At 61.9% G+C, this 26130-nt stretch carries 22 protein-coding genes and 1 tRNA gene; 9 read left to right on the top strand and 14 right to left on the bottom strand.

The features are described 5' to 3' along the window. Positions 1-180: 180 nt before the first annotated feature. The 4 genes from B2828_RS06705 (at position 181) to B2828_RS06690 (ending at position 4500) form a co-directional block, all read left to right on the top strand. Positions 181-1884, top strand: coding sequence for a cation:proton antiporter (locus B2828_RS06705; protein WP_479632929.1), 1704 nt, complete (start codon positions 181-183; stop codon positions 1882-1884). 183 nt (positions 1885-2067) lie between these two features. Further along, complete coding sequence (locus B2828_RS06700; protein ID WP_479632928.1) at positions 2068-2985, top strand: ABC transporter permease; 918 nt, start codon at positions 2068-2070, stop codon at positions 2983-2985. Continuing rightward, positions 2982-3881, top strand: a complete 900-nt coding sequence (locus B2828_RS06695; protein ID WP_479632927.1) for an ABC transporter permease — start codon at positions 2982-2984, stop codon at positions 3879-3881. Before B2828_RS06700 ends, B2828_RS06695 begins: the two co-directional genes overlap by 4 nt. Before the next feature lie 22 nt (positions 3882-3903). Further along, positions 3904-4500, top strand: a complete 597-nt coding sequence (locus tag B2828_RS06690) for an LOG family protein (protein WP_479632926.1) — start codon at positions 3904-3906, stop codon at positions 4498-4500. A 37-nt stretch (positions 4501-4537) separates the two neighbouring features. Here B2828_RS06690 and leuB read toward each other — a convergent pair whose 3' ends face one another. From leuB to B2828_RS06660, 6 genes are all read right to left on the bottom strand, one after another. After that, positions 4538-5632, bottom strand: coding sequence for a 3-isopropylmalate dehydrogenase (leuB, locus tag B2828_RS06685; RefSeq protein WP_479632925.1), 1095 nt, complete (start codon positions 5630-5632; stop codon positions 4538-4540). 19 nt (positions 5633-5651) lie between these two features. Further along, positions 5652-7490, bottom strand: a complete 1839-nt coding sequence (locus tag B2828_RS06680; protein ID WP_479632924.1) for a type IV pilus secretin PilQ — start codon at positions 7488-7490, stop codon at positions 5652-5654. Positions 7491-7646: 156 nt separating this feature from the next. After that, positions 7647-8309: a phosphoribosylanthranilate isomerase gene (locus tag B2828_RS06675; RefSeq protein WP_479632923.1), complete on the bottom strand. Its 663-nt coding sequence runs from the start codon at positions 8307-8309 to the stop codon at positions 7647-7649. Then, complete coding sequence (locus B2828_RS06670) at positions 8290-8751, bottom strand: phage holin family protein (RefSeq protein WP_479632922.1); 462 nt, start codon at positions 8749-8751, stop codon at positions 8290-8292. Before B2828_RS06670 ends, B2828_RS06675 begins: the two co-directional genes overlap by 20 nt. 96 nt (positions 8752-8847) lie before the next feature. Further along, positions 8848-9090 carry a hypothetical protein gene (locus B2828_RS06665; protein WP_479632921.1) on the bottom strand — a complete coding sequence of 81 codons (243 nt, stop codon included), beginning with the start codon at positions 9088-9090 and terminating at the stop codon, positions 8848-8850. 4 nt (positions 9091-9094) lie between these two features. Further along, entirely contained in the window at positions 9095-9370 is a 276-nt protein-coding gene (locus B2828_RS06660; protein WP_479632920.1) for a hypothetical protein, read from the bottom strand. A gap of 162 nt (positions 9371-9532) precedes the next feature. Here B2828_RS06660 and rpoN point away from each other — a divergent pair, with 162 nt between their 5' ends. Both rpoN and B2828_RS06650 read left to right on the top strand, forming a co-directional pair. After that, positions 9533-10924, top strand: coding sequence for an RNA polymerase factor sigma-54 (gene rpoN, locus B2828_RS06655; protein WP_479632919.1), 1392 nt, complete (start codon positions 9533-9535; stop codon positions 10922-10924). Between the two features lie 41 nt (positions 10925-10965). Continuing rightward, the gene (locus B2828_RS06650) at positions 10966-11361 is read left to right on the top strand and encodes a hypothetical protein (protein ID WP_479632918.1); all 396 of its coding nucleotides are present in this window, start codon (positions 10966-10968) and stop codon (positions 11359-11361) included. Positions 11362-11589: 228 nt separating this feature from the next. Here the strand turns inward: B2828_RS06650 and B2828_RS06645 are convergent, their stop codons facing one another. Together B2828_RS06645 and B2828_RS06640 are read right to left on the bottom strand one after the other, a co-directional pair. After that, positions 11590-12192 carry a hypothetical protein gene (locus B2828_RS06645; RefSeq protein ID WP_479632917.1) on the bottom strand — a complete coding sequence of 201 codons (603 nt, stop codon included), beginning with the start codon at positions 12190-12192 and terminating at the stop codon, positions 11590-11592. Between the two features lie 120 nt (positions 12193-12312). Further along, positions 12313-12930: a bifunctional 4-hydroxy-2-oxoglutarate aldolase/2-dehydro-3-deoxy-phosphogluconate aldolase gene (locus tag B2828_RS06640; protein ID WP_479633367.1), complete on the bottom strand. Its 618-nt coding sequence runs from the start codon at positions 12928-12930 to the stop codon at positions 12313-12315. 204 nt (positions 12931-13134) lie between these two features. Here B2828_RS06640 and B2828_RS06635 point away from each other — a divergent pair. Further along, a tRNA-Pro gene (locus B2828_RS06635) sits at positions 13135-13208 on the top strand. Between the two features lie 278 nt (positions 13209-13486). On the opposite strand, the gene B2828_RS06630 is transcribed toward B2828_RS06635, so the two are convergent. The 4 genes from B2828_RS06630 to B2828_RS06615 all read right to left on the bottom strand — a co-directional run bounded on the left by B2828_RS06630 (position 13487) and on the right by B2828_RS06615 (position 19061). Continuing rightward, on the bottom strand, positions 13487-14014 hold the full coding sequence (locus B2828_RS06630; RefSeq protein ID WP_479632916.1) for a hypothetical protein: 528 nt from the start codon (positions 14012-14014) through the stop codon (positions 13487-13489). Between the two features lie 297 nt (positions 14015-14311). Then, the gene (locus B2828_RS06625) at positions 14312-17347 is read right to left on the bottom strand and encodes an efflux RND transporter permease subunit (protein ID WP_479632915.1); all 3036 of its coding nucleotides are present in this window, start codon (positions 17345-17347) and stop codon (positions 14312-14314) included. A 13-nt stretch (positions 17348-17360) separates the two neighbouring features. Further along, a complete protein-coding gene (locus B2828_RS06620; RefSeq protein WP_479632914.1) occupies positions 17361-18425 on the bottom strand; it encodes an efflux RND transporter periplasmic adaptor subunit in 1065 nt (354 codons plus the stop codon). 12 nt (positions 18426-18437) lie between these two features. Then, positions 18438-19061 (bottom strand): TetR/AcrR family transcriptional regulator, encoded by a 624-nt coding sequence (locus tag B2828_RS06615; protein WP_479632913.1) that lies wholly within the window; start codon positions 19059-19061, stop codon positions 18438-18440. A 254-nt stretch (positions 19062-19315) separates the two neighbouring features. On the opposite strand from B2828_RS06615, the gene B2828_RS06610 reads away from it, so the two are divergent. Further along, positions 19316-22459 carry an autotransporter outer membrane beta-barrel domain-containing protein gene (locus B2828_RS06610; protein ID WP_479632912.1) on the top strand — a complete coding sequence of 1048 codons (3144 nt, stop codon included), beginning with the start codon at positions 19316-19318 and terminating at the stop codon, positions 22457-22459. A 66-nt stretch (positions 22460-22525) separates the two neighbouring features. Here the strand turns inward: B2828_RS06610 and B2828_RS06605 are convergent, their stop codons facing one another. After that, complete coding sequence (locus tag B2828_RS06605) at positions 22526-23866, bottom strand: hypothetical protein (RefSeq protein WP_479632911.1); 1341 nt, start codon at positions 23864-23866, stop codon at positions 22526-22528. 117 nt (positions 23867-23983) lie between these two features. Then, on the bottom strand, positions 23984-24490 hold the full coding sequence (locus B2828_RS06600; RefSeq protein WP_479632910.1) for a ferritin: 507 nt from the start codon (positions 24488-24490) through the stop codon (positions 23984-23986). Positions 24491-24718: 228 nt separating this feature from the next. On the opposite strand from B2828_RS06600, the gene cysS reads away from it, so the two are divergent. Then, entirely contained in the window at positions 24719-26125 is a 1407-nt protein-coding gene (gene cysS / locus B2828_RS06595; protein ID WP_479632909.1) for a cysteine--tRNA ligase, read from the top strand. Positions 26126-26130 lie beyond the last annotated feature (5 nt).

Genomic DNA, 26130 nt, shown 5'->3' with positions numbered 1-26130 from the left:
ACAGTGTTACCGGTCTGTTAAACGAAAGTTGAATCATATGTGGGAGCATACATTCCATTGCTGGGCGTGTTTGCAAACAAAAATAACTCATCCTCACGCATTTATCATCTCCTACTTGAGGGAGGCTCGACGCAGGGGGGCCGCTACCCGTAAAGTGCGGCCCGAACGGAAGTCCTTCCCATGCACCAACTCAATTTACTGACCACGATTGCCTTTGGCCTGAGCGCGGCCTGGGTCTTTGGCCTCATCGCGGCGAAGCTGCGGCTTTCGCCCATTGTCGGCTACCTGGTGGCGGGAATTGCGATCGGGCCCCATACGCCCGGTTTCGTGGGAGACTCGAAGCTGGCCGGGGAGTTGGCAGAAATCGGCGTGATTCTGCTGATGTTCGGCGTGGGCCTGCATTTTCACTTGAAAGACCTGCTCTCGGTGCGGGCGATCGCGATCCCGGGGGCCCTGGGGCAGAGCTTGATGGCGACGCTCTGTAGTCTGGCCCTGGCGCTGGCGGCAGGCTGGACGTGGCAGAACGGACTGGTGCTGGGCATCGCGACCTCGGTGGCGAGCACGGTGGTGCTGCTGCGGGTGCTGATGGACCGGGGGCTGGTGGATACGCCCCAGGGGCACGTGGCGGTGGGCTGGCTGATCGTGGAGGACTTGATTACGGTGCTGGTCCTGGTGCTGCTGCCCTCAATGGCGGCCAAGGGGGACAGCTGGACGGATGTGCTGGCGACGGCGGGAATCGCGCTCCTCAAGCTGGCGGCGCTGGGAGGGATTTTTGCCGTGGCGGGGATCCGGCTGATTCCGGCGCTGATGGTCCGGGTGGCGGCGTTCCGCTCCCGGGAGCTTTTTACGCTGACGGTGCTGGTTTTCTCGATTTCGGTGGCGACGGTCTCGTACCTGGTTTTCGGGGCGTCGATGGCGCTCGGGGCGTTCCTGGCGGGGATGGTGGTGGGGCAGACGAAGGTGAGCGAGCAGGCGGCGGCCGATGCGCTGCCGTTGCGGGATGCCTTCGCGGTGCTGTTTTTCGTTTCGGTGGGGATGCTCTTTGATTTTCGCACGATCCTCGACGCCCCGTGGCTGACGCTGGGGGTGTTTATTGTGATCCTGGTCGTCAAGCCGGTGGCGGCGCTGGTGATTGTGATCGCCCGGGGGTACTCGCTGGCAACGGCGCTAACGGTGGCGGGCGGGCTGGCGCAGATCGGCGAGTTTTCCTTCATTCTGGCGGAGACCGGCAAGGGCCTGGGGCTGATCTCGCAGACCGGGGCCGATGTGCTGGTGGCGGCGGCGATCGGGTCGATCAGCCTGAATCCGTGGATCTTCAACCGCCTCCAGGAGCTGGAGCCGCGCTTGGGGCGGCTCCCGGCGCTGCAACGCTGGCTGGAAGGGGCCCAGGAACGCCGGGGGAACGCGTTCAACCTCCGGCAGGCAGCGGAGGAGGAGGAGTCGCGGCAGAAACGCAAGCCCTACCAGGCGATTGTGATCGGCCAGGGGCCGGTGGGCCGCCATGTGGCGGAGGCGCTTAAGAAGGCGGGCATCCGGTTTGTGGTTGTGGAGACCAATATCGAGACGGTGCTGGAGCTGCACGAAGAGGGCACCCGCGCGCTCTTTGGCGATGGGTCGCACCCGGAGATTCTGACGGCGGCGGGGGTTGAAAAGGCGCTCTACCTGGTGGTGACGCTGCCCACGACCGAGGCGGTGCTGGCCACGGTGCATACGGCGCGGCGGCTTAACCCGGGGCTGCGGATTTTCGCCCGGGCCCGCTACGTGGATGAAGGGGATCTCTACGCGCAGGCGGGCGTGGAGGAGATCCGCTTCGAGGAAACCGAGGTGGCCGACGCTCTGACCCAGGCGCTGCTGAACGAAATCCAAGCCCGGCCGCCTCTTTAGGCTAAACGGCTTGGCCGGATGAGCCTTTCTTTCCGCGAAAATTAGGCTATTTTGGCCGCCTGCCGTATGGGAATGATCCATAAAACTTTTCGCGCTCTATCTCCAGACAGGCACCAAGAACCGTTCTCGTTACGAATCTCCAGATGCGTAACGAGGAGCAAGGGAGGAGCCTGATAGCCTAAAATGCTCACCTTCGTTTTACGCCGGTTTGTTTCGATGGGGTTGGTGCTTTTTTGCGCCGTCTCGATCACGTTTTTTCTCATGCGCGGGGCTCCGGGTGGGCCGTTTGACCGCGAGCGGGAGCTGCTCCCTTCGGTAAAGGCGGCGCTGGAAACCAAGTTCCACTACGACGGCACGGCCTGGCAGCAATACACGGCCTACCTCGGGCGGCTGGTGCACGGCGACCTCGGCCCCTCGACCCGCTACCGCAACCGGACGGTAAATGAACTCCTCGCGCAGACGCTCCCGGTCTCGGCGACGCTCGGAGGGGTGGCTTTCGCGCTGGCGACGGTGGGGGGCGTTACGCTCGGCGGCTGGGCGGCGACGCGGCGCGGCACGGCGGCGGAAACCGGCGCGATGCTGGCCTCGCTATTGGCGATCTCGATCCCGACCTTCGTGACGGGCCCGCTCTTGATCCTGGTTTTCGCGCTCTGGCTGGGTTGGCTGCCGGTGGGCGGCTGGGGCGGCCTGGAGTACTTGATCTTACCAGCTATTACGCTGGCGGGGCCTTACGTGGCCTACATCGCGCGGCTCACGCGCACGAGCATGCTGGAGGTGCTGGGGCAGGATTTCGTCCGGACGGCGCGAGCTAAGGGCCTGGCGGAATGGCGCGTGGTCTCCAAGCACGTGGCGCGCGTGGCGCTCCTGCCTGTGGTCTCGTTCCTGGGACCGCTGGCGGCGAATTTGCTCACCGGCTCGATCGTGGTCGAAACGATTTTCAACATTCCCGGCGCGGGCGGCTTTTTTGTCAACTCGATCCAGAACCGCGACGGCTTCCTGCTGGAAGGGGTCGTGATCGTCTACTGCGCGCTGCTCGTCTTCCTCAACCTCCTGGCCGATCTCGCCTACCCGTGGCTCGACCGCCGCATCAAACTGAAATGAGAACGCACTCTCCATGGCAAAAGCTCCTGGCCCGCGGCGGCGCGGTGCGCGTTTCGTTGATCGTCCTGGTGATTGTGACGCTGGCGGCGGTTTTCGGGCCCGCGCTGATGCCCGAGTCGGCCCGCGAGGTGAGTGCCGCACAGTTCGCCCCGCCCTCGTGGGAGCACCCGTTCGGGACCGATCTGCACGGGCAGGACCTGCTTTTCCGCGTGCTCTCCGGGGCGCGGGTGTCGCTGACGGTCGGGATCGCCGGGGCGCTGATCGCATTTTTCATCGGGACGGCCTACGGCCTCGTCTCGGGCTACGCCGGGGGCCGCACGGACGGGGTGATGATGCGCATTGTCGAGATTCTCTACGCGGTGCCGCGCCTGATCATTTTGCTGATCGCCGTGAATGCGTTCGATTCGCGCATCAAGACGGGGCTCGCGGAGTTCGGCGCGCCCGCGCTGGTGGCTTATTCGCGCATTGTGATCTTGATCCTCTCGCTGGGGTTGATCGAATGGCTCACCATGGCGCGGATCGTCCGGGGGCAGGTGCTGGCGCTCAAGGCACAGACGTTCGTGCTGGCCGCCCGCAGCCTGGGGCAGAGCCACTGGAAGATCCTAACGCGCCACCTGCTGCCGAACTTGGTGGGGGTGGTGATTGTCTACCTGACCTTGACGGTTCCGGCGGTGATCCTGGACGAGTCGTTCCTAAGCTTCCTGGGCCTGGGCATCCAGGCGCCGCAGGCGAGCTGGGGCTCGCTGCTGGCTGATGGCGCCCAGGCGATCAACCCGATTAAGAGCTACTGGTGGCTGCTGGTCTTCCCGGCAGCGACGATGAGCGCGACGCTGCTGGCCTTGAACTTCCTGGGCGATGCCCTGCGCGACGTGCTCGACCCGCGCGGGGAACGCTAACAAATCCTCCTCCCCTTTTCCCATGACTTGCCTTTGCATCTACGCCGGTTCCAGCTTTGGAGCCTCTCCGGATTATGTGGAAACCGCCATGGCGCTGGGGACCGCCTGCGCCCGGCGGGGGCTGGGGATTGTCTACGGTGGCGGCGGCGTGGGCCTGATGGGCGCGGTGGCCGACGCGGCGCTGGCGGCGGGCGGCGAGGTGACGGGCGTGATTCCCCGCGCAATGGTGGAGCGGGGCTGGCATCACGCGGGGCTCTCGAAGCTGATCGTGGTGGAGTCGATGCACGAGCGCAAGCAGACCATGGCCCACCTTGGCGACGCCTTCGTGGCGCTGCCGGGCGGGATCGGCACGCTGGAGGAGGTTTGCGAGGCGTTCACATGGCTGCAACTGGGGCTGCATGCCAAGCCAGTAGGCGTGCTCAACCTCGGCGGCTTTTACGACAATCTCCTGCGCCTACTGGATCACATGACCACCGAGGCCTTCCTCTCCAGCACGCACCGCGACATGCTGACGGTCGGCTGCGAACCGGAGGCGCTTCTGGAACAGATGCTCGCCGCCCGGCCCGCTCTGGTTTCCAAGGCTCCCGAGTTTAAAAACACCAAAGGCGCAAAGAAGTAACCCTCTTTGCGCCTTTGCGTAAAACGATCCGGCTGATTTACAGAGCGGCCAGGATGGCGTCGCCCATTTCGGCGGTGCCGACTTTCTTGGTCCCCTCGGAGTAGATGTCGCCGGTCCGGTAGCCTTGGTCGATGACTTTGCGCACGGCTTCGTCGATGGCGTCGGCGGCGGCTGCCTCGCCCAGCGAGTAGCGCAGCAGCATGGCCGAGGAAAGGATCTGCGCGATCGGGTTGGCGATCCCCTTGCCCGCGATGTCGGGGGCGCTGCCGCCGCTCGGTTCGAAGAGGCCGAACTGGCCGTAGGCGGTCTGCTTGATGCCCAGGCTGGCGCTCGGGAGCATGCCCAGGGAGCCCGCGATCATGGCCATTTCGTCGGTAAGGATGTCGCCAAAGAGGTTCTCGGCCAGCACGACGTCGAAGCCGCGCGGGTTGCGGATCAACTGCATGGCGGCGTTGTCGACGTAAAGGTGGTTTAGGGTGACTTCCGGGTATTCCTTGGCGACCTCGTTGACGGTCGCGCGCCAGAGGACGCCGTTTTCCAGGACGTTGGCTTTGTCGACGGAGGTGAGCTGCTTGCGGCGGCCCATGGCGGCCTTGAAGGCGACGTGCGCGATCCGCACGATCTCGCTCTTGTGGTAGACCATGGTGTCGACGGCCATCGGTTCGCCGTTTTCTTCCTTGTGGAACTTGGGCTGGCCGAAGTAGAGGCCGCCGGTGAGTTCGCGCACGCAGAGGACGTTGAAGCCGCCCCGCACGAGCTCTTCTTTAACGGGTGAGGCGTGGGTGAGCGCCGGGAAACAGAGGGCCGGGCGCAGGTTGGCGTAGAGGCCGAAGTGCTTGCGCAGCGGGAGCAGCGCGCCGCGTTCGGGCTGTTCGTTGGGCGGGAGTTTCTCCCACTTCGGGCCGCCGACGGAGCCAAACAAAATGGCGTCGGAGGCTTCGCACGTCTCGATGGTGGAGGCGGGGAGGGCTTTGCCTTCGTGGTCGATGGCCGCGCCGCCGACGTAACGCTCGGTGGTCGCGATCTCGAACCCGAATTTCTTGCCAACGCTTTCCAGCACGCGGAGCGCCTGGACCATCACTTCCGGCCCGATCCCGTCGCCGGGGAGGACCGCTACTTTGTACTGCTTCATGTGTCCCCTACTGCATACACTACTCTTCGCGTTGGGGCACCGTAATTTTGAATTCCGGGTCGCTGTTCTTCTGCGCGACGGTCTGCGGAACGGTTTTTGAGGTCGTCTTGGCCTTCGGTTTCGCGGTCGGCTCGGGGGCGGCTTCGCTGGAAACCGACTTGGAGGCGGGGCGAACTTTGACGGGGGCCGGGGCGGTACCAGGCTTGGGATAATCGGCGGCCGCCGGGCGGTTGGAGGTGGGCACCAGGCGAACGCTGCCACGGGCGTTGTTGCGCCAGCCATTCGGGTCGGCGTATTCCTCGCCGGTGTTCTTTAGGCCGGAGACCTGGTCTTCCAGCCCCGTGCCGTAGCCCTGCTTGATAATCGTCGGGGTAATAAAGACGAGCAGGTTGCGCTTGGTCCGGGCGTTGAGGCGTTCCTGGAAGGCGTAGCCGAGCACGGGGATGTCGCCCAGCACGGGCACTTTGCTGCGGGCCTTGGTGCCCTCGTCCTGGAGCAGACCGCCGATGGCCAGGGTATCACCGCTGCGGATGACGACGTTGGAATCGAGCGTGCGCGTGTCGATGATGGGGCTCGTAACGGTCGTGCTCGAGATGGTAAAGGTGGCATCGGAGACTTTGTTGCTGATCTCCGGCTTCACCTGCATGGAAATGAAGTCGTCCTTATTGATGGTGGGGGTCACTTCGAGCGTGTTGCCAAAGGTTTTGTCCTCAAAGCTATCAAACTCTGTGGAGGCGGTCTGCTCGTTGTATTTCAGCTTGGGAACGGGCTGGTTGCGGGTAATCTTGATGGTCGCCTTGCGGGCGCTGGAGGTCACCACGCGGGGGTTGGCCAGGAACTCGGCGTCGGAATCTTCGTTGAGCAACCGCATGGTCAGGCTCATCTCCGGCACACTCAGGATGGCTATCTGGCTACCGAGTTGGCTGAAAATGTTACTTCCTTGCCCACTGAAAACAAAGCTATTGTTCGTTCCTGAAACACTGACACCCGGGAGACTCGACAGCACTGGCACACCATCTTTGACGGTGTAACTCGCCAGCGTGCTGCCGCCGTAGCGGATCGTCTTCCCACTTGAGGAACTGCCAAACACCCCACCCCAGTTGATGCCGTAGGACTGTTTCGGGTTGGCGTTGACCTCGACCATGCGCGCCTCGATCATGACCTGCCGGGTGGGACGGTCGATGGTTTCAAAGAAGAGTTGCAGGTTGACTAGGTTGGAGCGGTAGTCGCGGAAAAAGACGGTGTTGGTACGCTCGTCAACCTGTGGGGCGATCTTGCTCTGGATTTGCGTCGCAATGAGGTCCTTGACTTCCGAGACCTTGGCGTAGCTGAAGGTGTAGCAGCCGGATTCGGTCGGCTCCTTGGCTTTTTCGGCGGCCGTTTTGAGGAAATAGACGTTGTTGCTCTGGGTCAGGTCGAGCCCCTTGGCTTCGGCGATGACCCGGATGGCTTCCATGGGGGTCACGTTTTCAACCCGCATGTTAATCGTTCCGGCAATCGCGTCGCTCACGACGACGCTGATCCCCGCCTGGCGGGCGAGGAGCCGCAGCACCATGGAAATATCTTCGTTCTGGAAGTCGCGGATGGTGCGGGCCGTCGGGTTGGCGATGCTCTCAGGCGCGGCGGCGGGAGCGACGGCAACCACGGGCGCCACAGAGGCGGCGGGGGCCACGGCGGGAACGCTGGGGGTGGTCGCTGAGGGTGGCTGCGCGGCGGGTTCCTCGGCGGGTGGGATTCCGGGGATCGGCGAGACCTCGGCGGTAGCAACAGGAGGGGCAACGGGGGCAGGGGTTGGATTCTGGGCCTGGACCGCGGTTGATACCGAGATGACCGAGCAGAGGAGTGCCAGTTTCCGCATAATTCGTGTTTTTAGGTTGTTGAGGGTTAGGTGGCTCTAAAGCTCCCTAAGGGGCAGGGAGTGTTTTTCCACCTAAGGGAAAAGACTAGCAAAAAGTGAACCAAAAGGTCGAGCGGCTCGATCTTTTTATCTGCTATGCCAATAATTTGCAGAGATTTACTCCGATTCCCTCACTGCCGAGATAAAGTCCCGCATTCTAGCGGGGTCTTTTTTGCAAAACTGAGACTCCACCCCGCTGGCCACGTCAACCGCGAAGGGCCGGACGACCCGGACGGCCTCGCCGACGTTCTCCGGGGTAAGCCCGCCCGAAAGGATGACGCGAATCTCCGGATGATCCCGGACAAAGGCGGCGGCAAGCTCCAGGTCGATGAGCTTGCCGGTGCCGCCGTAGGCCCCGGGGACGAAGGCGTCGAGCAGGATCGAGTGCGTGGCGTACTCCCGCGCCCGCGTGAGCGCCTCCCGGTCCCGCGCGGCCAGCGCTTTGATGAACCCGGGGAAGCGGGCACAAAACGAGGGCGATTCGTCGCCGTGGAACTGGATGCGGTCAATGGACGGCAGGGCTACGATCTCGGCGGCCTCGGGCTTCGCCGGGTTGACGACGACGGCTACGCGGGTGACGAACGCAGGCAGGCCGAGCATCCAGGGCGTGGCGGCCTTGAGGTCAAGGTAGCGCTTGGAGCCGGGGAAGCCGTTGAAGCCAAGGGCATCGGCTCCGGCTTCGATGGCTGCCTCGGCATCGGCGGGGTTGGTGATGCCGCAAATTTTGACGCGAACTCTGGGGTAACAAGGGCGGGGGGGATTATCGGGGGTCGGATTCATGGTCGATGACGCGGCCTTCAACGCGCTTCATTTCGCCAGGCCGGGGGGCGGATTCGTCGAAGCGCCGGGGGGTATGGACCTCGAAGCGCACGGCTCGGGGTCCGTTGAAAAAACCGTTCACCATCCACGAGGCGATGCTCACCACGATCGCCCCCAGGAAGGCGGAGCCGAACCCGGCCACGTGAAACCCGTCAACCCAGCCGCTGCCGACGAAGTGGAGCAGCACGGCATTGATCACCGGCACGAAGAGGCCCAGAGTCAGCACGACCAAGGGCAGCGCAAAGAAAAGGAGCACGGGCCGGATGACGGCGTTAAGGATCCCGAGCAAAAGCCCCGCCCAGATCAGCGCCCCGGTGCTGTCCGCGCTGATCCCCGGCACGAAGGCCGCAGCGACCAGGACGGCGAACGTCGTGGAGGCCCATCGGAAAAGGAAGGGTTTCATAATCCACCACCATAACCGCGGAAAGCGCTTCTGAAAAGCCAAAGACGGAGCCCGCTCTGCCCCGCCTCCGTGTCCCCGCGTCTCCCCGTCTCGTCTTTAGGCCCGGCTGATTGCAAGGCGAATAATCCGCGCCTGTTCCTTGAGGTCGTCGAGCTTCTTGAGGGTTTTCTCCTGCCGCTCGATCAAGGCGGCGTTAGCGGCCTTGAGGGCGGCGAGGCGTTCCTCTGCCGTGACGGGGGCCGGGGTGATGACCTCCTGTGAGCAAAGCAGCCCCGAAGAGCCGATCCAGGCGGCGCCGATGGCCAGAGCCACGGCCCATGAGCAAAGAGAGCGATTCATGGCGTTATTTCCTCCCTCCTGCGCGGCCCGCGTAGATGCGCACCTGCCGGAGCGTTTCGGTCAGCTCGTCGATCTGCTCGTCGATCTTGGCCTGGTTGGCCGTGAGCTGTTTGTTTTGTTCCGAGAGCTGGTCGATAAGAGCCAGCACCTGAGGGGATGCCTGGGGAGCGGCCTCAATCGCGACCACGGGGCGCACGGCGGCGTTTTGCCCCGAAATGGGTCCCGAGAGCGCGAGCAACCCCACCGCACCGGCCAGGAGGTAAAAGGAGTGCGTTTTCATGCGAGACCCTGTGTATGCATATTCCGTGCGAAACTCGACCGCAATCGGCGAAAAGAGTTGCCGCCCCCCTAAAATGTGCCCCGGAAATGCAAATTTTCAGGGTGTGGCGCGATTTCTGCTTGCCCATCCCGGCTTCCAGCCTACCTTCCCGTCATGGCCGGTATGCAACAAGTCCAAAACCTCTCCATGCAGCAAATGCTGGCGCCTCAGCTCCAGCAGAGCCTGCAGATATTGCAGGCTCCCATCCTGGAGCTGCGCAATCTAATCCAGGAGGAGATGGCCATCAACCCCGTGCTGGAGGAGGAACGGACCGAACCGACCCTGGAGGACCGCCAGAGCGAACGCGACGAATTCCAGGAGGAGTTCGAGCACCTGGCCAAGCTCGACGAGGAATGGCGCGATTACATGTCGCAAAACAGCTCCTACTCAGGCCGCTCCCAGGAGGACGAGGAACGCCGCCAGTTCTTTTTCGATTCCATCGCCACCAACGAGACCCTCCAGCAGCACTTGATGGAGCAGCTGCAGACCAGCGACCTCTCGCCCGAACAACGCAAGGTGGCCGAGCTGATCATCGGCAACATCGACGACCTCGGGTTTCTGACGGTCGCCGTGGAGGACATGAGCCAGAACTCGGGCGTGGCCTTGACGGAACTGCGCGAAGTGCTCGAAGTCATCCAGACCTTTCACCCCGTGGGCGTCGGCACCCGGGACCTCCGCGAGTGCCTGCTCGTGCAGCTCCGGCGGCTTGGCAAAGGCGACGGCATGGAGTACCGGATCGTCGACAAACACCTCGAAGACCTGGGCAAGCACCGGTTCCCCGAGATCGCCCGGCGGCTCAACACCACGCCGGAGCAGGTGCAAAAGTGCGCCGATTTCATCGCCACGCTTGACCCGAAGCCGGGCCAGCTTTTCACACCGGATATGACCAACTACGTCCTCCCGGACGTAACGGTGGAAAAGATCAGCGGCGACTGGCAGATCAGCCTCAACGGCGAACAGATCCCGCATTTACGCATCTCCAACACTTACAAAGACCTGATGTCGCGCGATGGCAACGCCAACGACGTGCGCGACTACATCCGGGAGAAAATCCGCAGCGGCAAGTTCCTGATTAAGAGCATCCACCAGCGCCAGCAGACGATCTCGAACATCGCCAGCGAGATCCTGGAGCGGCAGAGGGAATTTTTCGAAAAAGGCCCGACGGCGCTTAAACCCCTGACGATGGTGCAAGTGGCCGACGTCGTGGGCGTGCATGAAACCACGGTCAGCCGCGCCATCTCGGGCAAATACATGGCCACGCCGTGGGGCGTTTTTGAGCTGAAATATTTCTTCACCCCGGGCTACCAGACCACCGGAGGCGAAACCCTCAGTAATACCAGCGTGAAGAACGCGATCACGGAACTGGTCAAGGGCGAGGACACGCGCCACCCGCTTTCCGACAAGGAAATCGTGGACATCCTCACCGAGCGGGGCATCCCCATCGCGCGGCGCACCGTGGCCAAATACCGCGCCGAAGCGGGAATCCTCCCCAGCAACATGCGCAAGAGTTATTAGGTCATCAGGAACTTGAGGAAAGGATGAGGCTGGGAGGTCTCATGAAAGGGATCATTGAACACAATGCCGCCGAGATTCAGCGCCTCAAAGAGGCCATTGATAACGCCGTCATCCATCGTTCGGAAAGCAAGGAAGCCTTTGATAACTGGGTAAAAGCCTGCGACGAATTTCATCATCGCTTTGACGCTCTGGCGTTTCCCGGAGGATTGAGCCATGCCTTGGAATCTCTGGGTGCAGGCGATACAGCCAAGGCCGAAATAGCGATTCTCTACCTGGAATTGCACCCGTATTTTTTCCGATCGCAGTACATTGGCACCATGCTAATGAGGCGACTCAAAAAGCTACCGCTGCAAGGTGAACTGAAAGATCGCTTCGATGCCGTGCTCAACGCAACACGGGAACGAAAACTTAGGAGCAAACAGCAACGGCTTTCTTAGCCGAAAATAGGTGCCTTATAAAAAAAGGCAGAGGGCTCACGCAAAGCCGCAAAGCCGCAAAGGGGGGAAACTCTTGTCTTTATCTTTTTTGCGCCTTTGCGCCTTTGCGTGAGAATAGAATTTTCCCTTTTCCACGCCGCGTGGCGCCCCGTCTGCGAGGCATGGGAATCTGTCTAAAAAGACTTTTTTAGCTGGAGGGTAGGCGCGAAAGTGAACGAATTAGAACCCCTACTTCAGCTCCGCCAACCCCTTGAGGTCCATCTTCTGGAGCCACTCGCGGGCGTCCTTGGGCTCCATGTTGGTCAGGTCAACCTGCACAAAAAAGCGGTTGCCCACGATGACGGCGAGCGAGACGGCCTTCGGCAGCATGCTAACGTGCTCGAAGCCCGGCATATCGCCAATCTGCACCTGTTTGTCGGTACCCTCGACCGAGGAGGCCGATTTCCACTGGCTGGTGATGGCCTTCAAGTAACCATTGTGGCCGCCCGCATCGATGATCGTTACCGTAGCCACCTTGGCGTCTTCATCCTCGCCCTTTTGGTAGGTCTGCGTCGCGGTGCTGAGGTTAAAGACCTCGATATCGGTCACCGAGCCGCTGGGCTTCTCGGAGCTCCACCCCTCGGGAGTCTTGGGCAAAAAAGTAATCAGCTTTTCAAACGCCACCACGGGCGGCGCAGGGGGCTTCGGCGTGGGCGTGGCCTCCGCTGGAGTCGGCGTGGCCGTCGTCACCGGGTCCAGGCTGATCTTCAGTTTACCAGGAGCATCCGCCTGGATAACGGCAGCGCTCGCCGCGAAGAGCGCGGCAGCCAGCCATAGACACGGGGTTTTCATGCTTCCTATGTAGCGGCGGGAGCCGGGGAAAGTCAAACGGCAAACCGAAAGCCGCTCCGGCGATTTTTCGCAAACTCGCCGGAGCGGAATTCAAACGCGTTCAAGCGCCCTTGGGCGAGCTTAGGCGCGGGCCTTCTTGATCGCCTCGACAAAGGCTGCGGCGGTCTCGGTGAGCTTCTTCCAGTCTTTGTTTTTGAGGACTTCCTTGCTCACGAGGCTCGAACCGGCACCCACGGCAACGCATCCGGCCTTGATGAAGGCATCAATGGTCTGGAGGTTGACGCCGCCGGTGGGGATGATCTGGAGCTGCGGCAGCGGGGCGAGCAGGTTCTTGATGTATTGCGGCCCGAGCTGGTCGGCTGGGAAAATTTTGACGAAATCCGCGCCGTTCTCCTGGGCGGTAACGGCTTCGGTGGGGGTGTAAGCGCCGCAGACGACCGGCTTGCCGTAGCGGTTGCCGACTTGGATGATCTCCGGGCGGGTGATGGGGGAGACGACGAACTCGGCCCCGGCAAGGATGGAAGCGCGGGCGGTTTCAGCGTCCAGCACGGTTCCAACACCGACGAGCACCTTATCGCCGAAGCGGGCGGAGACGTCGTGGATCACCTGAAGAGCGTTGGGGGTGGTCATCGTCACTTCCAGCCCGATGACGCCGCCTTCAAAAAGGGCCTGGGAAACGTCGAGGAGTTGTTCGGAGGAATTGGCGCGAATGACGGCAATAATGCCGGGGTTGACGATACGATCGATAATGGCAGCTTTGCTCATAGTTACCAGCCATGATGCAAAAGGGGGCGGGCCTCGGGAAGATTTTTTATTTTTTCCCTGAGTGGAACTGGAATGACGGGTGGGTTTTAAGAAAAATGGTATTTTGCGCTTGCCAATTAGGGCCTCCCGTTGAAGACTCATCGCCCCTTCGCGGAAGTCTCCGTGGAGAATGTAAATCGGGCCGTAGCACAGCTTGGTAGTGCGCTTGAATGGGGTTCAAGAGGTCGCTGGTTCGAATCCAGTCGGCCCGATTTTCTTAAAGTTGCTCACAGCGAGTAATTTATACGTCTGCACAATCTCGTACGGGCAAAGGCAGTGGCCACTGCCCGAATACCGCCCAATAAAACCAGCGGGTTACGCCCCTCTCCGAAATCGGATCAGGCCCACTGCTGGGCCGGTCCTGCGGTAATATCGGCTTTTTTCTCAAACAGCCTCATTCTCCACAAAATCTGCCCCCCGCCAGACCATATCCCAGATGCGGGCGGCTAAAAAACGGGCGTTTTAGGGCATTTTAGGAATGCCGGGCAGATTAGTGGATTCCGGCGAGCTTCCCACTCCTTTTGACATAGGCCAGCACCTTTTGTTCGTCTCCGGCAGCGGCCCAGACTTCGCGAAGGAAATCAGCAGGATGGAGGTCATACTGACGTAAAAACGTCCGATCGCCACCGCAGCAATACATCAGGTCAAAGGGGAGTTCGCCACGCAATCTGCCTTCGGCCTTTTGGATAATGCGGGGAAGCCACGGAATCCCGTCCAGTTCTGCGGTTTTAGCGGGAAAATCGGTCATGGTCAGACGGCGCGCCGAGGGAACCCCTTTTTGCATGACCAGGAAGTAATCCCGCCTTGCGGAAAGGATCAGGAGCGCAGTTTCCCAGTCCAAGGAATCGGCGTCTTCAGCGAAATCGTACAATTCCATCGATGAAGCTCCGATTTCCTTCAAAATTTCCACTTCTTCGGGATCGAAGAGGGTTTGTGGATCGCGATGCCCTGCCTGATAACGAGAGAGTGCCTTATCGTACAGCGGCTTTACCTGGCTTGTCCAAGCGTAGGATTTCATACCCAAAGTATACACCCCCATGTGCCCATTTGTCAGAGGTATTGTTGCACAATCGGTTCGTTGATTTTGGCCCAGACTCCAGTTCTAGGAAGGTCAAGTTTTGTGGTCGCTCCCATTGATGAGGGGCGATTCCAGGGGGCATTTCTAGAATTGTAATCGGCAAAATGTACCGTGAAATTCTCACCTTTTACCAGAAACCCTGGCACAGAAGCTCATGGCGCAGCTTTTCGACGCGGATGGGTCGAAGAGAGCTGATCCTTGTTTTTCGGAGGGGGGCTCAACGACGGGATGGAAGCGCTACTTCGTGTGGACGCGGTACCAGCAGACGTAGAGCGAGGGCAGGAAGATGAGCGTCAGTACGGTGGCCACGGCGAGGCCGCCCATGATGGCGGTGGCCATTGGGCCCCAGAAGACCGTCGGCGCGATGGGCACCATGCCGAGGATGGCTGCCACGGCCGTCAGCATGATGGGCCGGAAGCGGAGTGTGGCCGCCTCGACGACGGCGTCCCAGTCGGCAAGGCCGCGATCGCGTTCGACCTCAATCTGGTGAACCAGGATGACGGAATTGCGCACGATCATCCCGATGAGCGCGATGATCCCCAGCAGCGCCACGAACCCGAGCGGCTGGCGCGTGAGCAGCAGTGCAAATACCACGCCGATCAAACCCAGCGGCGCGGCGCTTAAAACGAGCGCGAGGTGTTTGAAATTCTGGAGCTGCACCATCAGCACCGCGGTCATGAGCAGCAGCATCAGCGGCATGATGACGGCCACGGATTTTTGCGATTTGTCGCTCTCCTCCTGGCTGCCGCCGACGCTGATTTTATACCCGGCGGGCAGTTCCCGCTGGAGGCCGCTGATTTTCTTCTCCAAGGCGAGGACGACGTTGGCGGGCAGCGCGCCCTCCTTGACGTTGGCCTGGACGGTAAGCGTGGGGGTGCGGTCGCGCCGCCATACGAGCGGGAAATCCTGCGCGTATTCCACACTAGCCACGACGCCCAGCGGTACGGACGAGCCGTTCGACAACGGGACGCCGAGGTTCTGCAAGCTCTCCAGCGAAAGGCGCTCCTCCTGCTTCGCCCGCAGCACGACGTCGACGAGGTAAATGCTATCGCGAATCTGCGTGGCGGTCGCGCCAGAATAGGCGGCCTGGATCGTCTGCGCGATGGAGGCCGAGTTGAGCCCGAGCTGGCGCGCTTCCTCCTGCTTCACTTTGATGCGCAATTTGCGGGCCGGTTCGCCCCAGTCAAAGTTGATCTTATCGAGGTCGTGGCTCGTGGCCATGATCTCCGCGACCTTTTGCGAAATCTGCCGCACCTTGGCGGGGTCGGCGCCGCTCACGCGGTACTGCACGGGCCAGCCCACGGGGGGCCCAAGCTCCAGCGCGAAGAGGCCGACGACGACTTCGGGAAAATTGTCTTCGAGGGTTTTCTGGAGCCGCCGATGCACACGCTCCCGCGCCTCGGCGCTCTTGGCGACAACGACGAACTGGCTGAAAAAGTCGTTCTGGAGCTGTTCGTCAAGCGGCAGATAAAAGCGGATCGCGCCCCGACCGATGTAGGAACTCCAGCGCTCGACGTCGGGGTCGGCCTTGAGCACGGCGTCGAGTTTTTTGGAAACGGCGTCGGTGGCGGTAATGGAGGCGCCTTGCACGAGGCTCAGGTTGACCAGCAGCTCGGGGCGGTCCGACGACGGGAAAAACTGATTGGGCACCAGCGGCAATGCCACTAGCGCCAGCACGAAAATGCCCACGGTGGCTAGCACGGTCACCTTGGCATGGCGCATGGTATAGAGCAGCAAGGCGTGGAAGGCCGTTGCCACGCGGCCCTTGGGTTTCTCCGCATGGCCGGGTTTCGTTTTGAGGACGGCAACGCCGATCAGGGGCGCGAAGATCACCGCGACGAACCACGAAATCAAGAGCGCCAGCGCCACCACGGCAAAGAGTGAAAAGGTGTATTCGCCCGCCTGGCTTTTGGCAAACCCGATGGGCACGAAGCCGATGATGGTTACCAGCGTGCCGGTGAGCATCGGGAAGGCGGTGGAGGTGTAGGCAAAGGTGGCCGAGCGCACGGCGTCCCAGCCTTCCTCCAGCTTGGTGACCATGCTTTCGACGGTAATCATGGCGTCGTCCACCAGCAAGCCCAGGGAGATGATCAGCGCACCCAGGGAGACGCGCTGGAGGTCGATCCCCCAGAGCTGCATCCCGACGAAAACCACGGCGAGCACGAGCGGAATGGAAAAGGCGACGACGGCCCCGGCTCTCATCCCGAGGCTCAGAAAACTGATGCCGAGCACGATGGCGACGGCCTCGATCAACGCTTCCATGAAGTCGTTGACGGCTTCGTGGACTACCTTGGGCTGGTTGGCCACGAGGTGGGGCTCGATGCCGATGGGCAGGTCGCGGCGCAGTTCGTCCATCTGCTTTTGGATGTTCGTTTCCAGCGCCAGGATGTCGCCACCTGTGCGCATCGAGACGGCCAGGCCGACGGCGTCTTTGCCGTTGAAACGGAACAGCGGCTGGGGCGGATCGGCGTAGCCGTGGGTGACGGTGGCGATATCACCGAGTCGTATCTTTTTATGGCCGACGTAGAAAGTGACGTTTCGCAGGTCCTCCTCGGTGCCGAATTTGCCCGTGGTCTCGACCAGCACTTTTTCTTTGCCGGTGTCGATGGTGCCCGAGGGAGTGATGGCGTTCTGGTATTGCAGCGCGGCGACCAGCGCGGAGCGGTCCACGCCGAGCTTGGCCAGCTGAGGCGAGGAGAACTCGACGTACATGCGCTCGTCCTGCACGCCGAGGGTCTCAATCTTGGCCACGTCGGGTACGTGCAGCAGGGTGTCGCGCACGGATTCGACGTAGTCCTTCAGCTCACGGTGGGTGAAGCCGTCGGCGGTAAAGGCGTAGATGATACCGTAGGTGTCGCCAAATTCGTCGTCGAAATAAGGCCCGTAGGTGCCCTCGGGGAATTCGCTTTTGATGTCGCCGATTTTCTTGCGCACCTGGTACCAGATGTCTGGCACGGCGGCCTTGTCGGCGCTGCCGAGCAGATTGACGAACACCGTCGTGCGGCCCGCGGTGGTGTAGCTCTTAATATAGTCGAGCGAGGGCGTTTCCTGGAGCTTCTTTTCGATGCGGTCGGTAAGCTGGTGGAGCGTCTCGTCAATGGTCGCGCCGGGCAGGTAGGCCTGCACGACCATGGTCTTGATGGTAAAGGCAGGGTCTTCATTGCGACCGAGGTGGAAGTACGCGTACACACCGGCCAGCGCCACCAGGATCATGAAAAAGACCACCAACTGGCGATGCCCGATGGCCCACTCTGAAAGGTTCGCTTTGCTCATGGCTGGGGGGGGACTATTGCAGCTTGACCTTCTGGTTCTCGTGAAGCGCCTGGGCTCCGGCGGTCACGACGATGTCGCCCGGGCGCAGACCGTCGCCGATGACGGCAGCGTCGGTGGTGTAGGACTCGATCCGCACGGGGATGAGCTGCACGGTCTGCGATTTTGGCTCGACCCGCCACACCGCCGGCTGACCGCCAGAGGTGGTCAGCGAGGCGGCGTGGACCCGGATCGAAGTCTTATCGGATAATCTCATATGCCCCAGGACGGTCGCGCCGAGGAGCATCTGCGCGGGGTAGCGCTCCATGGCGGCCTTGACCTGGTAGGTGCGCGTGGCGGAGTCCGACTGCGGGGCGATCTCGTAGACCACGCCCTCGGCCCGCACGCGGGAATCAGAGTTCAGGCACACCTCGATCTTCCTACCGGGCATGATGCCGTTGCGAATGAGCGCCTCGGGGGCGTCGAAGAGGGCGTCCATGGGCTGGTTCGCGGCGATTTTAACGATGGTCTGCCCGGCGGCGACGACGTCACCCGGCTCGGCGCTTTTCTCCGTTACCACGCCATCGCTCTCGGCTTTGATCGTGGTGAAATCGAGCTGTTCCCGGGCGGAGTGCAGCTTGGCCTCGGCCGACTGGACCTGGGCCAGGGCACCGCGCATCTGCCGCAGGGCGTCGTCGTAGTTGCTTTGCGAAACGGCCTGGGTTTTGAGCAGCGCGGCGAAGCGCTTTTCCGTCAGTTGCGTCTGCTCCAGCAGCGCCCGGGCAGAGGCGAGGTCGGCTTCCGCGGTGGTAAGCGTGTCCCGCTCGATGGTGGGGTCGAGCCGCGCGATCGGCTGCCCGGCTTTCACTACGCTGCCCACCGTCACCAGGCGCTCGATCATTTTCCCGCTGATGCGGAAGGAGGCGCTGAAATATTGGTGCGCCCCGAGCTGGCCGGTCATCGTGACCGGATCTTCGTTGGGCCGTTCCTCGATCACGGCGGTTCGAACGGGCCGGGCGTCGGTGATCGGCGCGGGCTTCTTGCAGCCCGTCCACGCGATGGCAAGCGCCGGGAGGAGGAGAAATGTGGGAGAGATTTTCATACGAAGTACACGTCAGTTTTTGGATTTCCGCGTCGGGCTCGCGCTCTTGAGCAGCGCACCAAGGAAGACCATGATCAGCTTGTCGGCCGTTCCACCGGGGGAGACTTTTCCCTCGATGACGAAACCGCTCCACAAGGCGGAGAGCCCCACGGCCATTTGTATGGGAGGGATCTGGGGTTGCAGGTTCTGGCCTTTGAAAAGCATCTCCACCACATTCGCCACCATCGAGTGCCACTGCACTTTATTTTGGTCGTAGCGTTTTTTGAATCCGGGGTTGTGGCTGCCATAGACCTCGAACTCCAGCAACAAGCTCGAATGAATTTCGTTCTTTTGCAGCTCCTTGAGCCATCGGGCGATTTCATTGAGCACCGATTCCCGGTCGAGCGAGACCGACGCCGATGCCAGGGATTTCAAATGCTCTAATTCCCGCCGAGTCTGCACTTCGACGACTTCCAACAGGAGTTCGTCCTTGTCGGCGAAGTTGGAATAAAACGCGCCGAGGGTAAACCCCGCGCTGTCGCAGATGCGCCGGATCGACGCTTCGTAGATACCGGAGCGAAGAATTTCCGCCTCCGCCGCCTCGATCAATTTCTGACGAGTCAGCTGCTGGCTTTCTTCGCGGGAGAGTCTTGGCATGCCTTTAAGATTTCACACAATATCCAAATGTCAAGTGATATCCCATATCGAAAATCGAACCCTAGCCCGCCGCAAGAAAAACGAACTTTGCGCGCAGGCTCAGAATCCTCGAAATCCCCTCCGCCTGGTAGCGCAACCCGCGCCCCATTTTCCCCCAATGCACATATTCGTAACTCTAATGGATTCCTTCATTGCCATAACAGCTTTTACTGTATAAGGAAGTAAGCGTCAGTACGCTTCACTCTCATAAGAATATGACAATCAGCACACAATCCCACCTGGGCCGGTTTCGGCGCTCAGCCATCCTTTCCACTTTGATTTTCGCTCCGTTTCTTTTCTCGGCACAGGCGATTGCGGGCACGGCCACTTTCTCAGGCAATATTCTGAGCTTCACCGCGACGGACTCCAAGGTTTACGGCGTCTCCGGGACGGGAGCCTCTTCGATAACGCTGGACAACTACACCATCAACGGCAACGGCGTGTGGCTCCAGCCCGATACGAATACGACGGGGACTTTCAACCAGACGATCACGCTGACGGGCTCGACCGTGATCAGCTCGACTTACAGCGGCGCTTTCTTGCAGTCCAACAATGCCAATAACAATGTCTCGCTCTACGCGGGAGCTGACGTTCGCATCACAACGACCGGCGGCTTCGGCGGCATCTGGCTGCGGAGCGACAACGGTGGCAATGTGTACGCCGATTCCGCCGCCACGATCTCCGTCAGCGGCTCGGGCAATGAAGGCGTCACCGCGGTGACCAACCTCGGCAGCGCCACGGTCATCAACAGCGGCACCGTTTCATCGGCCAACTACCGTGGCCTCTACGCCGACGGCAACTACCTTGCCTATTACAATCCTCTTCCCACGCTGGGGACCCCGGTAACGGTTAGCATCACCAATTCCGGCTACGTTACGGCCCTGCTCGAAGGCGCTCGCGCCATCAACTACTACGGCCTGGCGACCGTCTCCAACTCGGGCTACGTTTTTTCCACTCAGAAATACGCGCTCATCGCCTGGTCCAACTTGGGCGACGCCTCCGTCACGAACTCCGGCACCGCCATTTCCACCAACCGCAGCGCGATCGAGGTCGGCACGGAAATCGGCAACGCCACCGTTACCAACAGCGGGTTCGCCACGAGCAGCAAGACCGACGCGTCGATCAACAGCGGCATGGGCTGGGACGGCATCCAGGCCTACGCTGACGTTTCCGGCAGCATCACCATCACCAACACCGCCACGGGGCAGATCAGCGCGGTAAACGGCGCGGGCATCCATGCCATGACGCCCGAGGGCAACGTGATCATCCTCAACTACGGCACCATCAGCGGGCTCTACGGCATCGAGGCCTACAGCGGCGGCGGCTCGCTCTCATTCGTCTCCACCACCGCCACCGATCTCACCGTGGACGGGACCACGAACAAAACCACCACGACCGGTACCATCGGCATCGGCAACACCGGGACCATCTCCACCACTGGCCTCGCCGTCTACGCCGACGCCACCTCGAACCTCATCGTCAACACCGGCCTCATCACCACCACCGGCACCCTCGGCGTCCTGACCGGCAACGGCAACACACTGATCTACAACTCCGGCACCCTTTCGGCCACGGGCTCCAACGCGGTGGCCATCGCCCTGGGCTCCGGCAGCAACCGGCTGATTTTGACAGAAAGCTCCCGTATTACCGGGTACGTCATCAACGGCGGAACCAACGGGACCCTCGAACTAACCGGCACAGGCTCCGGCGCGTTTGACCTCAACTCCACGGGCGCCTCGGCCCAGTACCAGGGCTTTGGCACACTGGAGAAAACCGACACCGGCACGTGGACCTTGAGCGGCGGCAGCTTCGGCGGCAACGTAACCGTCAGCGGCGGCTCCGTCGTCCTGGCCAGCGCGGCCTCCCTCTCCGGCGCGCTGACGGACAATGCTCTGCTCAACCTGCAAACCAACGTCCTCACCGTCGCGGGCAGCGTCAGCGGCACCGGCACCCTCGCACTGACCATCGGCAGCAGCGACCACGGCTACCTGGTTAACTCCGCCGCTTCCAGCGACCTGAGCAAAATCACCCTCTCGATCAACTCCGGCAGCGAGGTCAAGCCCAACCAGACCCTCGTGCTGGTAAAGAACTACACCGGCACCGTTCCCGTCGGCGAAACCGTCGTTTCCGGCTACCGCCTCTACCGCGTCGTGGAGGCTGGCGGCAGCGGCCTCGACAGCCAGGACCAGAGCTACAGCGCCGGGTCGCTCCTCCTCACGAGCATCCCACTGAGCGCCACACGGGGCTACACTCCGGTACCCACCAACAACGCCTCCCTCTCGGTGCAGAACTACACCGGCTCCGACGCCGCCCTGGGCAACCTGAGCCTGGCCGTCCAGTCGCTCACCACAGCCTCGGCCATCAACAAAGCGGGCGCACAGCTACGGCCCGAGGCCAACGGCGGCACCCAGGCCGCGGCGCTCACATCCGTCTCGCAAGCGCTGCAAACCATCACCCTGCGCAATGACTTCATCCGAGCCAACGGCGGCCTCCCGCCCGTGGCCGAGGGCAAAACGCACGGGCTCGACCTCTGGGGGCAGACGTTCTACACCAACGCGGCCCAGGGGGAGGTCAGCGGCGTGGACGGCTTTATCGCCAACACCGCCGGGCTCGCCATCGGCGCCGACACCCAGGCCACCGACTCCACCCGCGTCGGCGCATCGTTCGCCTATGCCTCCACCAACGTCAACGACCGGGGCACCCGCGCGGGCAGCGGCCAGGACGTCGATTCCTACATCGGCAGCCTCTACGCCACCTACGACGGCAACCCGTGGTACATCGACGGCGCAGTCGTGGGCGGTGTGCATCAGTATGATAGCACGCGCTATGTAAATATCGGCAACGTGCGCGAAACGGCCCGGGGCAGCTTCAGCGCGGAGCAAGTCGGCTTCAAGCTCCTCGGAGGCTACCCGATCGACTTCCAACGCTTCACGCTCACCCCGATCGCCTCGCTCGCCTACAACCAGCTCAACCAAGACTCCTACAAGGAACACGGCGCGCCGGGAGCCGATCTCCGCGTGGAGAGCCAGACGCTCAATTCGCTGCGCTCCGGCCTCGGGGCAAAAATCGCCACCACGGTTGCGACACCCAACGGCTGGCTGATGCAGCCCGACCTGCACGCCTTCTGGTTCCATGAGTTTGGCAACACCGCCTACGACCTCACCTCGCAGTTCGTAGCGGCGGGCGGCGGCAGCTTCACAACGCCCGGCATCAAGCTCGGCGAAAACGGCCTCGGCCTCGGCACCGCGCTCAGCGTCATCGCCACCCAGGGCGTAAGCGTCACGCTGAAGTACGATGCGGAAATCCAGCAAAACTACACGAGCCACAACGTGGTCTTCGAAGCCCGCTTCAAGTTCTAGCGCGGCCTGCAATTAACCCCGAAAGCGTCATGGGCCCCAAAACCCGTGGCGCTTTTTTTATTGCGCTCAGGGCAGTCCCACGGGCGGCTCGATCTGGATCAATTTACGGCTCCTCAGCAGAAGATCGAGGGTATCGGCCGGGAGTTTCCCTGCGCGAATGCGTTCCTGGACGTTAAATTCATCCACGGCGAGCGGCTTCCCCGCCCGGTAGCAGACCAGCGGTTCGGCGCGCACATTGCCCGAGGCCGCGCGCGCCCGGGCGATGGCCGCCTCCATCTCGCGCTCGCTCTTGGCGATGCCCTCGCGGAAGGAGGGGTCAAACGCCAACCGGGAAATCTTCAGGTTCGGCGTCATCCACCATCCCACCCAGAGGAACAGCACTGCGGCGCTCCTCACCAGCGCGAGTTCCATCCCCTCGCCCGGGAACACCTGGAAGAGGCGGCTTAACGCCAGGCCAACGATCACCGAAAGCGCGATCAGCCAGTCAAACTCGGCATTCACATCCACACCCGCGCCGAGTTTCTGGACGAAGAACACCGCCAGCGCGATGCCCGCCCAGAGGTGGCAAATCCCCCGCTCCCGCCCCCCGAACCGGCCGAACGCCACCCATGCCAGAAGGCCCGCCACCACCCAACGCAGATGCGCGAGCGCGCAAAGCGCTTTGATCCAATTGTAGCTGCGGGGTGTCATGAAAAAATTGAAAATAAACGCCTCGCCGTACAAGCCATAGCAGACGACAAAGCCGATCAACATGGCTCCCCCCGCCCAGATCGCGCACTTCCAGAAGTGCCCGAACCGGTGGAGCAACAGCCAGGCCATCGCCGCCGCGGGCATGGCAATAATGTTGTGCTTGAAAAACCCGGCCGCGACCATCGCCAGGACATACCCCGTCCCATCCCCTCCCCGCCATGCCGTGCGTAGAAAACCGGCAAACGCCAGCGCCATCAACGCCTGGGCCAGCAGTTGCGGATCATCCATGCCGACGTAATCGGTGAAATAACGGCACAGAGTCCCGGCAAACCAGACCGCCCCGATCAGCGCCCCTGCGCGGTTGCCGCCCAGAGCCAGGACCATTCGCGCCACAGCAAAAGCGATCCCCGCCACGGCCAAGAGCGAAAACCAGCGCCCGGCCAGCACATTGTCGCCCAGGAGCCTCCCTGCGAGCCCCACCGTGTAGAAGGACAGCGGCGGGTAATTGTTGGTAATCAGCTGATCCGGAGGCGGATAAAGCGGAGCGCTGCCCAGCGCGGCATCGGCCAGATAGGCGTTCCAGCCTTCGTTGGGATCGATCGCCGCCTTCAGCCCGGAGCGATAAATGGGCCACGCGGCCAGCACGAGAGCCGACAAAATCAGCCAAGCCAGGGCCATGCGCGGAATGAGGCCACTGCGCCGCACGTCGAGAACCATAAACAAAGAACCGTCCCTTTTCCGCCGTGAGAGAGGCGGAGCGGGAACATTTTTCCCCCTCGTTTTTGGGCGGAACCGGGGGTTGGCCCAGCTCCGCCGTAAACGTAAAGTGTAGAACTATTCCCCACCGAGGTAACGCTCAATATGGCGGTCGAGTTCGCCAAGGCCGCCAGCGCAGGTGGCTCCGGATACGCGCTCCACCAGTTCGTCCGTCCAGGCTTCTTCCTCAACCTGCTCGGTGATGTACCATTGGAGGAAAAGCTGCGCGGGAAGGTCGCCCTCGGAAACCGCCGTCTGGTAGGCCGCGTGGATCTTCTCCGTCGTGCCCCCCTCGATGGTCTGGGTGTACTTGGCCACCTCGATGAGGCTGTTGAAATCGATCTTGGCCGCCGGAATCGCGCCGACTTCGGGGAGTTCCCCGCGGTCGATCAAGTGCTCGGCGATCTTCGCAGCGTGCAGGCTCTCCTCGCCGGACTGCTTCTTAAACCATCCGGCAAAACCGTTGAGGTTCTGCTTTTCACTCCAGAGAGCGAGGGCCAGGTAGTAGTTCACGTTGCTCAGTTCGCTGATGTACTGGGCTTTCAACGCGGCGAGAGTAGCGGGTTTAATGGCGATCTTCGGCATATGCGTACAGAATTATAAAGAAGGTTATTGGTCGGTCCTGATCAAAGGTGCATCGTTGCCGGACCCCGTGGTTTGAGACGAATTTGAGGAAATTCACCGAGATCCCTGCCTTGTTGCTGAGCCTAGATAGTCGATTTACGGGCGCAAAGTAAAGACCCATCGGACACCCGGCACGCGAATTCCTTCTTTTCTCTTGAAGAAAAAAAGCTAATGTTGCCCGCTCTCGTCATGGCCATTCGATTCCTCAACACCTACACCCGCGCACTGGAAGAGTTCCAGCCCCTGGATGCAGCCGGCAAACAGGTAAAAATCTACACCTGCGGCCCCACGGTCTATAACTACGCCCATATCGGCAACTTCCGCGCCTACCTCTTCGAAGACCTGCTCCAGCGTCACCTCGAAGCCCGTGGCTACGAGGTCAACCGCGTGATGAACCTCACCGACGTGGACGACAAGACCATCCGCGGGTGCCGGGCGGCTGGAATTCCCCTCACCCAGTTTACCCAGAAGTTCAAAGACGCCTTCTTCGAGGACCTTAAAGCCCTGCGGATCAAGCCCGCCACGACCTATCCCTCCGCCACCGACCCGGTCTACATCGCCCGGATGATCGCCATGATCACCCAGCTGATCGACAACGGCTACGCCTACCAGGCCGAGGACAAATCGATCTACTTCCGCCTCAATAAATTCGCCGATTACGGCAAACTGGCCCACCTCAACCTGGAGGAACTCCGCCCCACCGGCCGCATCGCCAACGACGAGTACGAAAAAGAGAGCGTTGGCGACTTCGCCCTCTGGAAAGCCTGGGACGAAGCCGACGGCGACGTCAAATGGCCCAGCCCCTGGGGCCAAGGCCGCCCCGGCTGGCACATCGAGTGCAGCGCCATGTCCACCGCCCTTCTCGGCGATGAGATCGACATCCACTGCGGCGGCGTCGACAACATTTTCCCGCACCACGAAGCAGAAATCGCCCAGGCCGAATGCTGCACGGGCCATAAATTCGTGCGCACCTGGCTCCACTGCGCCCACCTGATGGTCGAGGGGCAGAAAATGTCCAAGAGCGCGGGCAACTTCTTCACCCTGCGCGACCTGCTCGACAAAGGCTGGACCGGCCGCGAAATCCGCTACGTCCTCTTCAGCGTCAACTACCGCCTGCCGCTCAACTTCACCTTCGAGAGCCTGGCCGCCGCCCGCAGCGCCCTGGGGCGCATCGACGCGTGGGTCGAGCGCCTCGCCAAAGAATCCGCCGGAGCCCCGCAAGCCTCCGCCCACCCGCTGGGCGAGGCCGCCAGCCGCTTCGCCGAAGCGCTCGACGACGACCTCAACATTTCCGGCGCCCTCGGCGTCCTCTTCGAGACCATCCGCGAGACCAACCGCACCTTCGACAAAGGCGAGCTGACCCCGGCGGACGCCAAGGCGATCCTGGCCGCGTGGGAGAAAATCAACACCGTCCTTCAGTTCCAGAAAGACGAAGCCGCCGCCGTCCCCCAGGACGTCCAGGCGCTCGTCGACGCCCGCGCCGCCGCCCGCGCCGCAAAGAACTGGGCCCTTTCCGACGAACTACGCGCCAAGATCGACGCCGCCGGTTGGTTCGTCAAAGACTCCAAAGATGGGCAAACCGTGACCCGCAAATAGCACTT

This window comes from Spartobacteria bacterium UBA695 (genome assembly GCA_002298145.1).
In the GTDB taxonomy this organism is placed as follows: Bacteria; Verrucomicrobiota; Verrucomicrobiia; order Chthoniobacterales; family Chthoniobacteraceae; genus UBA695.
Note: the sequence above shows the minus strand (reverse complement) of the source record. Positions and strands in the feature narration are given on the sequence as shown.

What these genes read in the sequence shown, in the direction of transcription:
- cysS (WP_479632909.1), top strand. Translation starts at nt 24,719, where the DNA reads ATGGCCATTCGATTCCTCAACACCTACACCCGCGCACTGGAAGAGTTC.
- B2828_RS06650 (WP_479632918.1), top strand. Translation starts at nt 10,966, where the DNA reads ATGAAAGGGATCATTGAACACAATGCCGCCGAGATTCAGCGCCTCAAA.
- B2828_RS06695 (WP_479632927.1), top strand. Translation starts at nt 2,982, where the DNA reads ATGAGAACGCACTCTCCATGGCAAAAGCTCCTGGCCCGCGGCGGCGCG.
- B2828_RS06705 (WP_479632929.1), top strand. Translation starts at nt 181, where the DNA reads ATGCACCAACTCAATTTACTGACCACGATTGCCTTTGGCCTGAGCGCG.
- B2828_RS06620 (WP_479632914.1), bottom strand. Translation starts at nt 18,425, where the DNA reads ATGAAAATCTCTCCCACATTTCTCCTCCTCCCGGCGCTTGCCATCGCG.
- B2828_RS06700 (WP_479632928.1), top strand. Translation starts at nt 2,068, where the DNA reads ATGCTCACCTTCGTTTTACGCCGGTTTGTTTCGATGGGGTTGGTGCTT.
- B2828_RS06675 (WP_479632923.1), bottom strand. Translation starts at nt 8,309, where the DNA reads ATGAATCCGACCCCCGATAATCCCCCCCGCCCTTGTTACCCCAGAGTT.
- B2828_RS06690 (WP_479632926.1), top strand. Translation starts at nt 3,904, where the DNA reads ATGACTTGCCTTTGCATCTACGCCGGTTCCAGCTTTGGAGCCTCTCCG.
- leuB (WP_479632925.1), bottom strand. Translation starts at nt 5,632, where the DNA reads ATGAAGCAGTACAAAGTAGCGGTCCTCCCCGGCGACGGGATCGGGCCG.
- B2828_RS06615 (WP_479632913.1), bottom strand. Translation starts at nt 19,061, where the DNA reads ATGCCAAGACTCTCCCGCGAAGAAAGCCAGCAGCTGACTCGTCAGAAA.
- B2828_RS06630 (WP_479632916.1), bottom strand. Translation starts at nt 14,014, where the DNA reads ATGAAATCCTACGCTTGGACAAGCCAGGTAAAGCCGCTGTACGATAAG.
- B2828_RS06605 (WP_479632911.1), bottom strand. Translation starts at nt 23,866, where the DNA reads ATGGTTCTCGACGTGCGGCGCAGTGGCCTCATTCCGCGCATGGCCCTG.
- B2828_RS06665 (WP_479632921.1), bottom strand. Translation starts at nt 9,090, where the DNA reads ATGAATCGCTCTCTTTGCTCATGGGCCGTGGCTCTGGCCATCGGCGCC.
- B2828_RS06670 (WP_479632922.1), bottom strand. Translation starts at nt 8,751, where the DNA reads ATGAAACCCTTCCTTTTCCGATGGGCCTCCACGACGTTCGCCGTCCTG.
- B2828_RS06610 (WP_479632912.1), top strand. Translation starts at nt 19,316, where the DNA reads ATGACAATCAGCACACAATCCCACCTGGGCCGGTTTCGGCGCTCAGCC.
- B2828_RS06680 (WP_479632924.1), bottom strand. Translation starts at nt 7,490, where the DNA reads ATGCGGAAACTGGCACTCCTCTGCTCGGTCATCTCGGTATCAACCGCG.
- B2828_RS06645 (WP_479632917.1), bottom strand. Translation starts at nt 12,192, where the DNA reads ATGAAAACCCCGTGTCTATGGCTGGCTGCCGCGCTCTTCGCGGCGAGC.
- B2828_RS06600 (WP_479632910.1), bottom strand. Translation starts at nt 24,490, where the DNA reads ATGCCGAAGATCGCCATTAAACCCGCTACTCTCGCCGCGTTGAAAGCC.
- B2828_RS06660 (WP_479632920.1), bottom strand. Translation starts at nt 9,370, where the DNA reads ATGAAAACGCACTCCTTTTACCTCCTGGCCGGTGCGGTGGGGTTGCTC.
- B2828_RS06625 (WP_479632915.1), bottom strand. Translation starts at nt 17,347, where the DNA reads ATGAGCAAAGCGAACCTTTCAGAGTGGGCCATCGGGCATCGCCAGTTG.
- rpoN (WP_479632919.1), top strand. Translation starts at nt 9,533, where the DNA reads ATGCAACAAGTCCAAAACCTCTCCATGCAGCAAATGCTGGCGCCTCAG.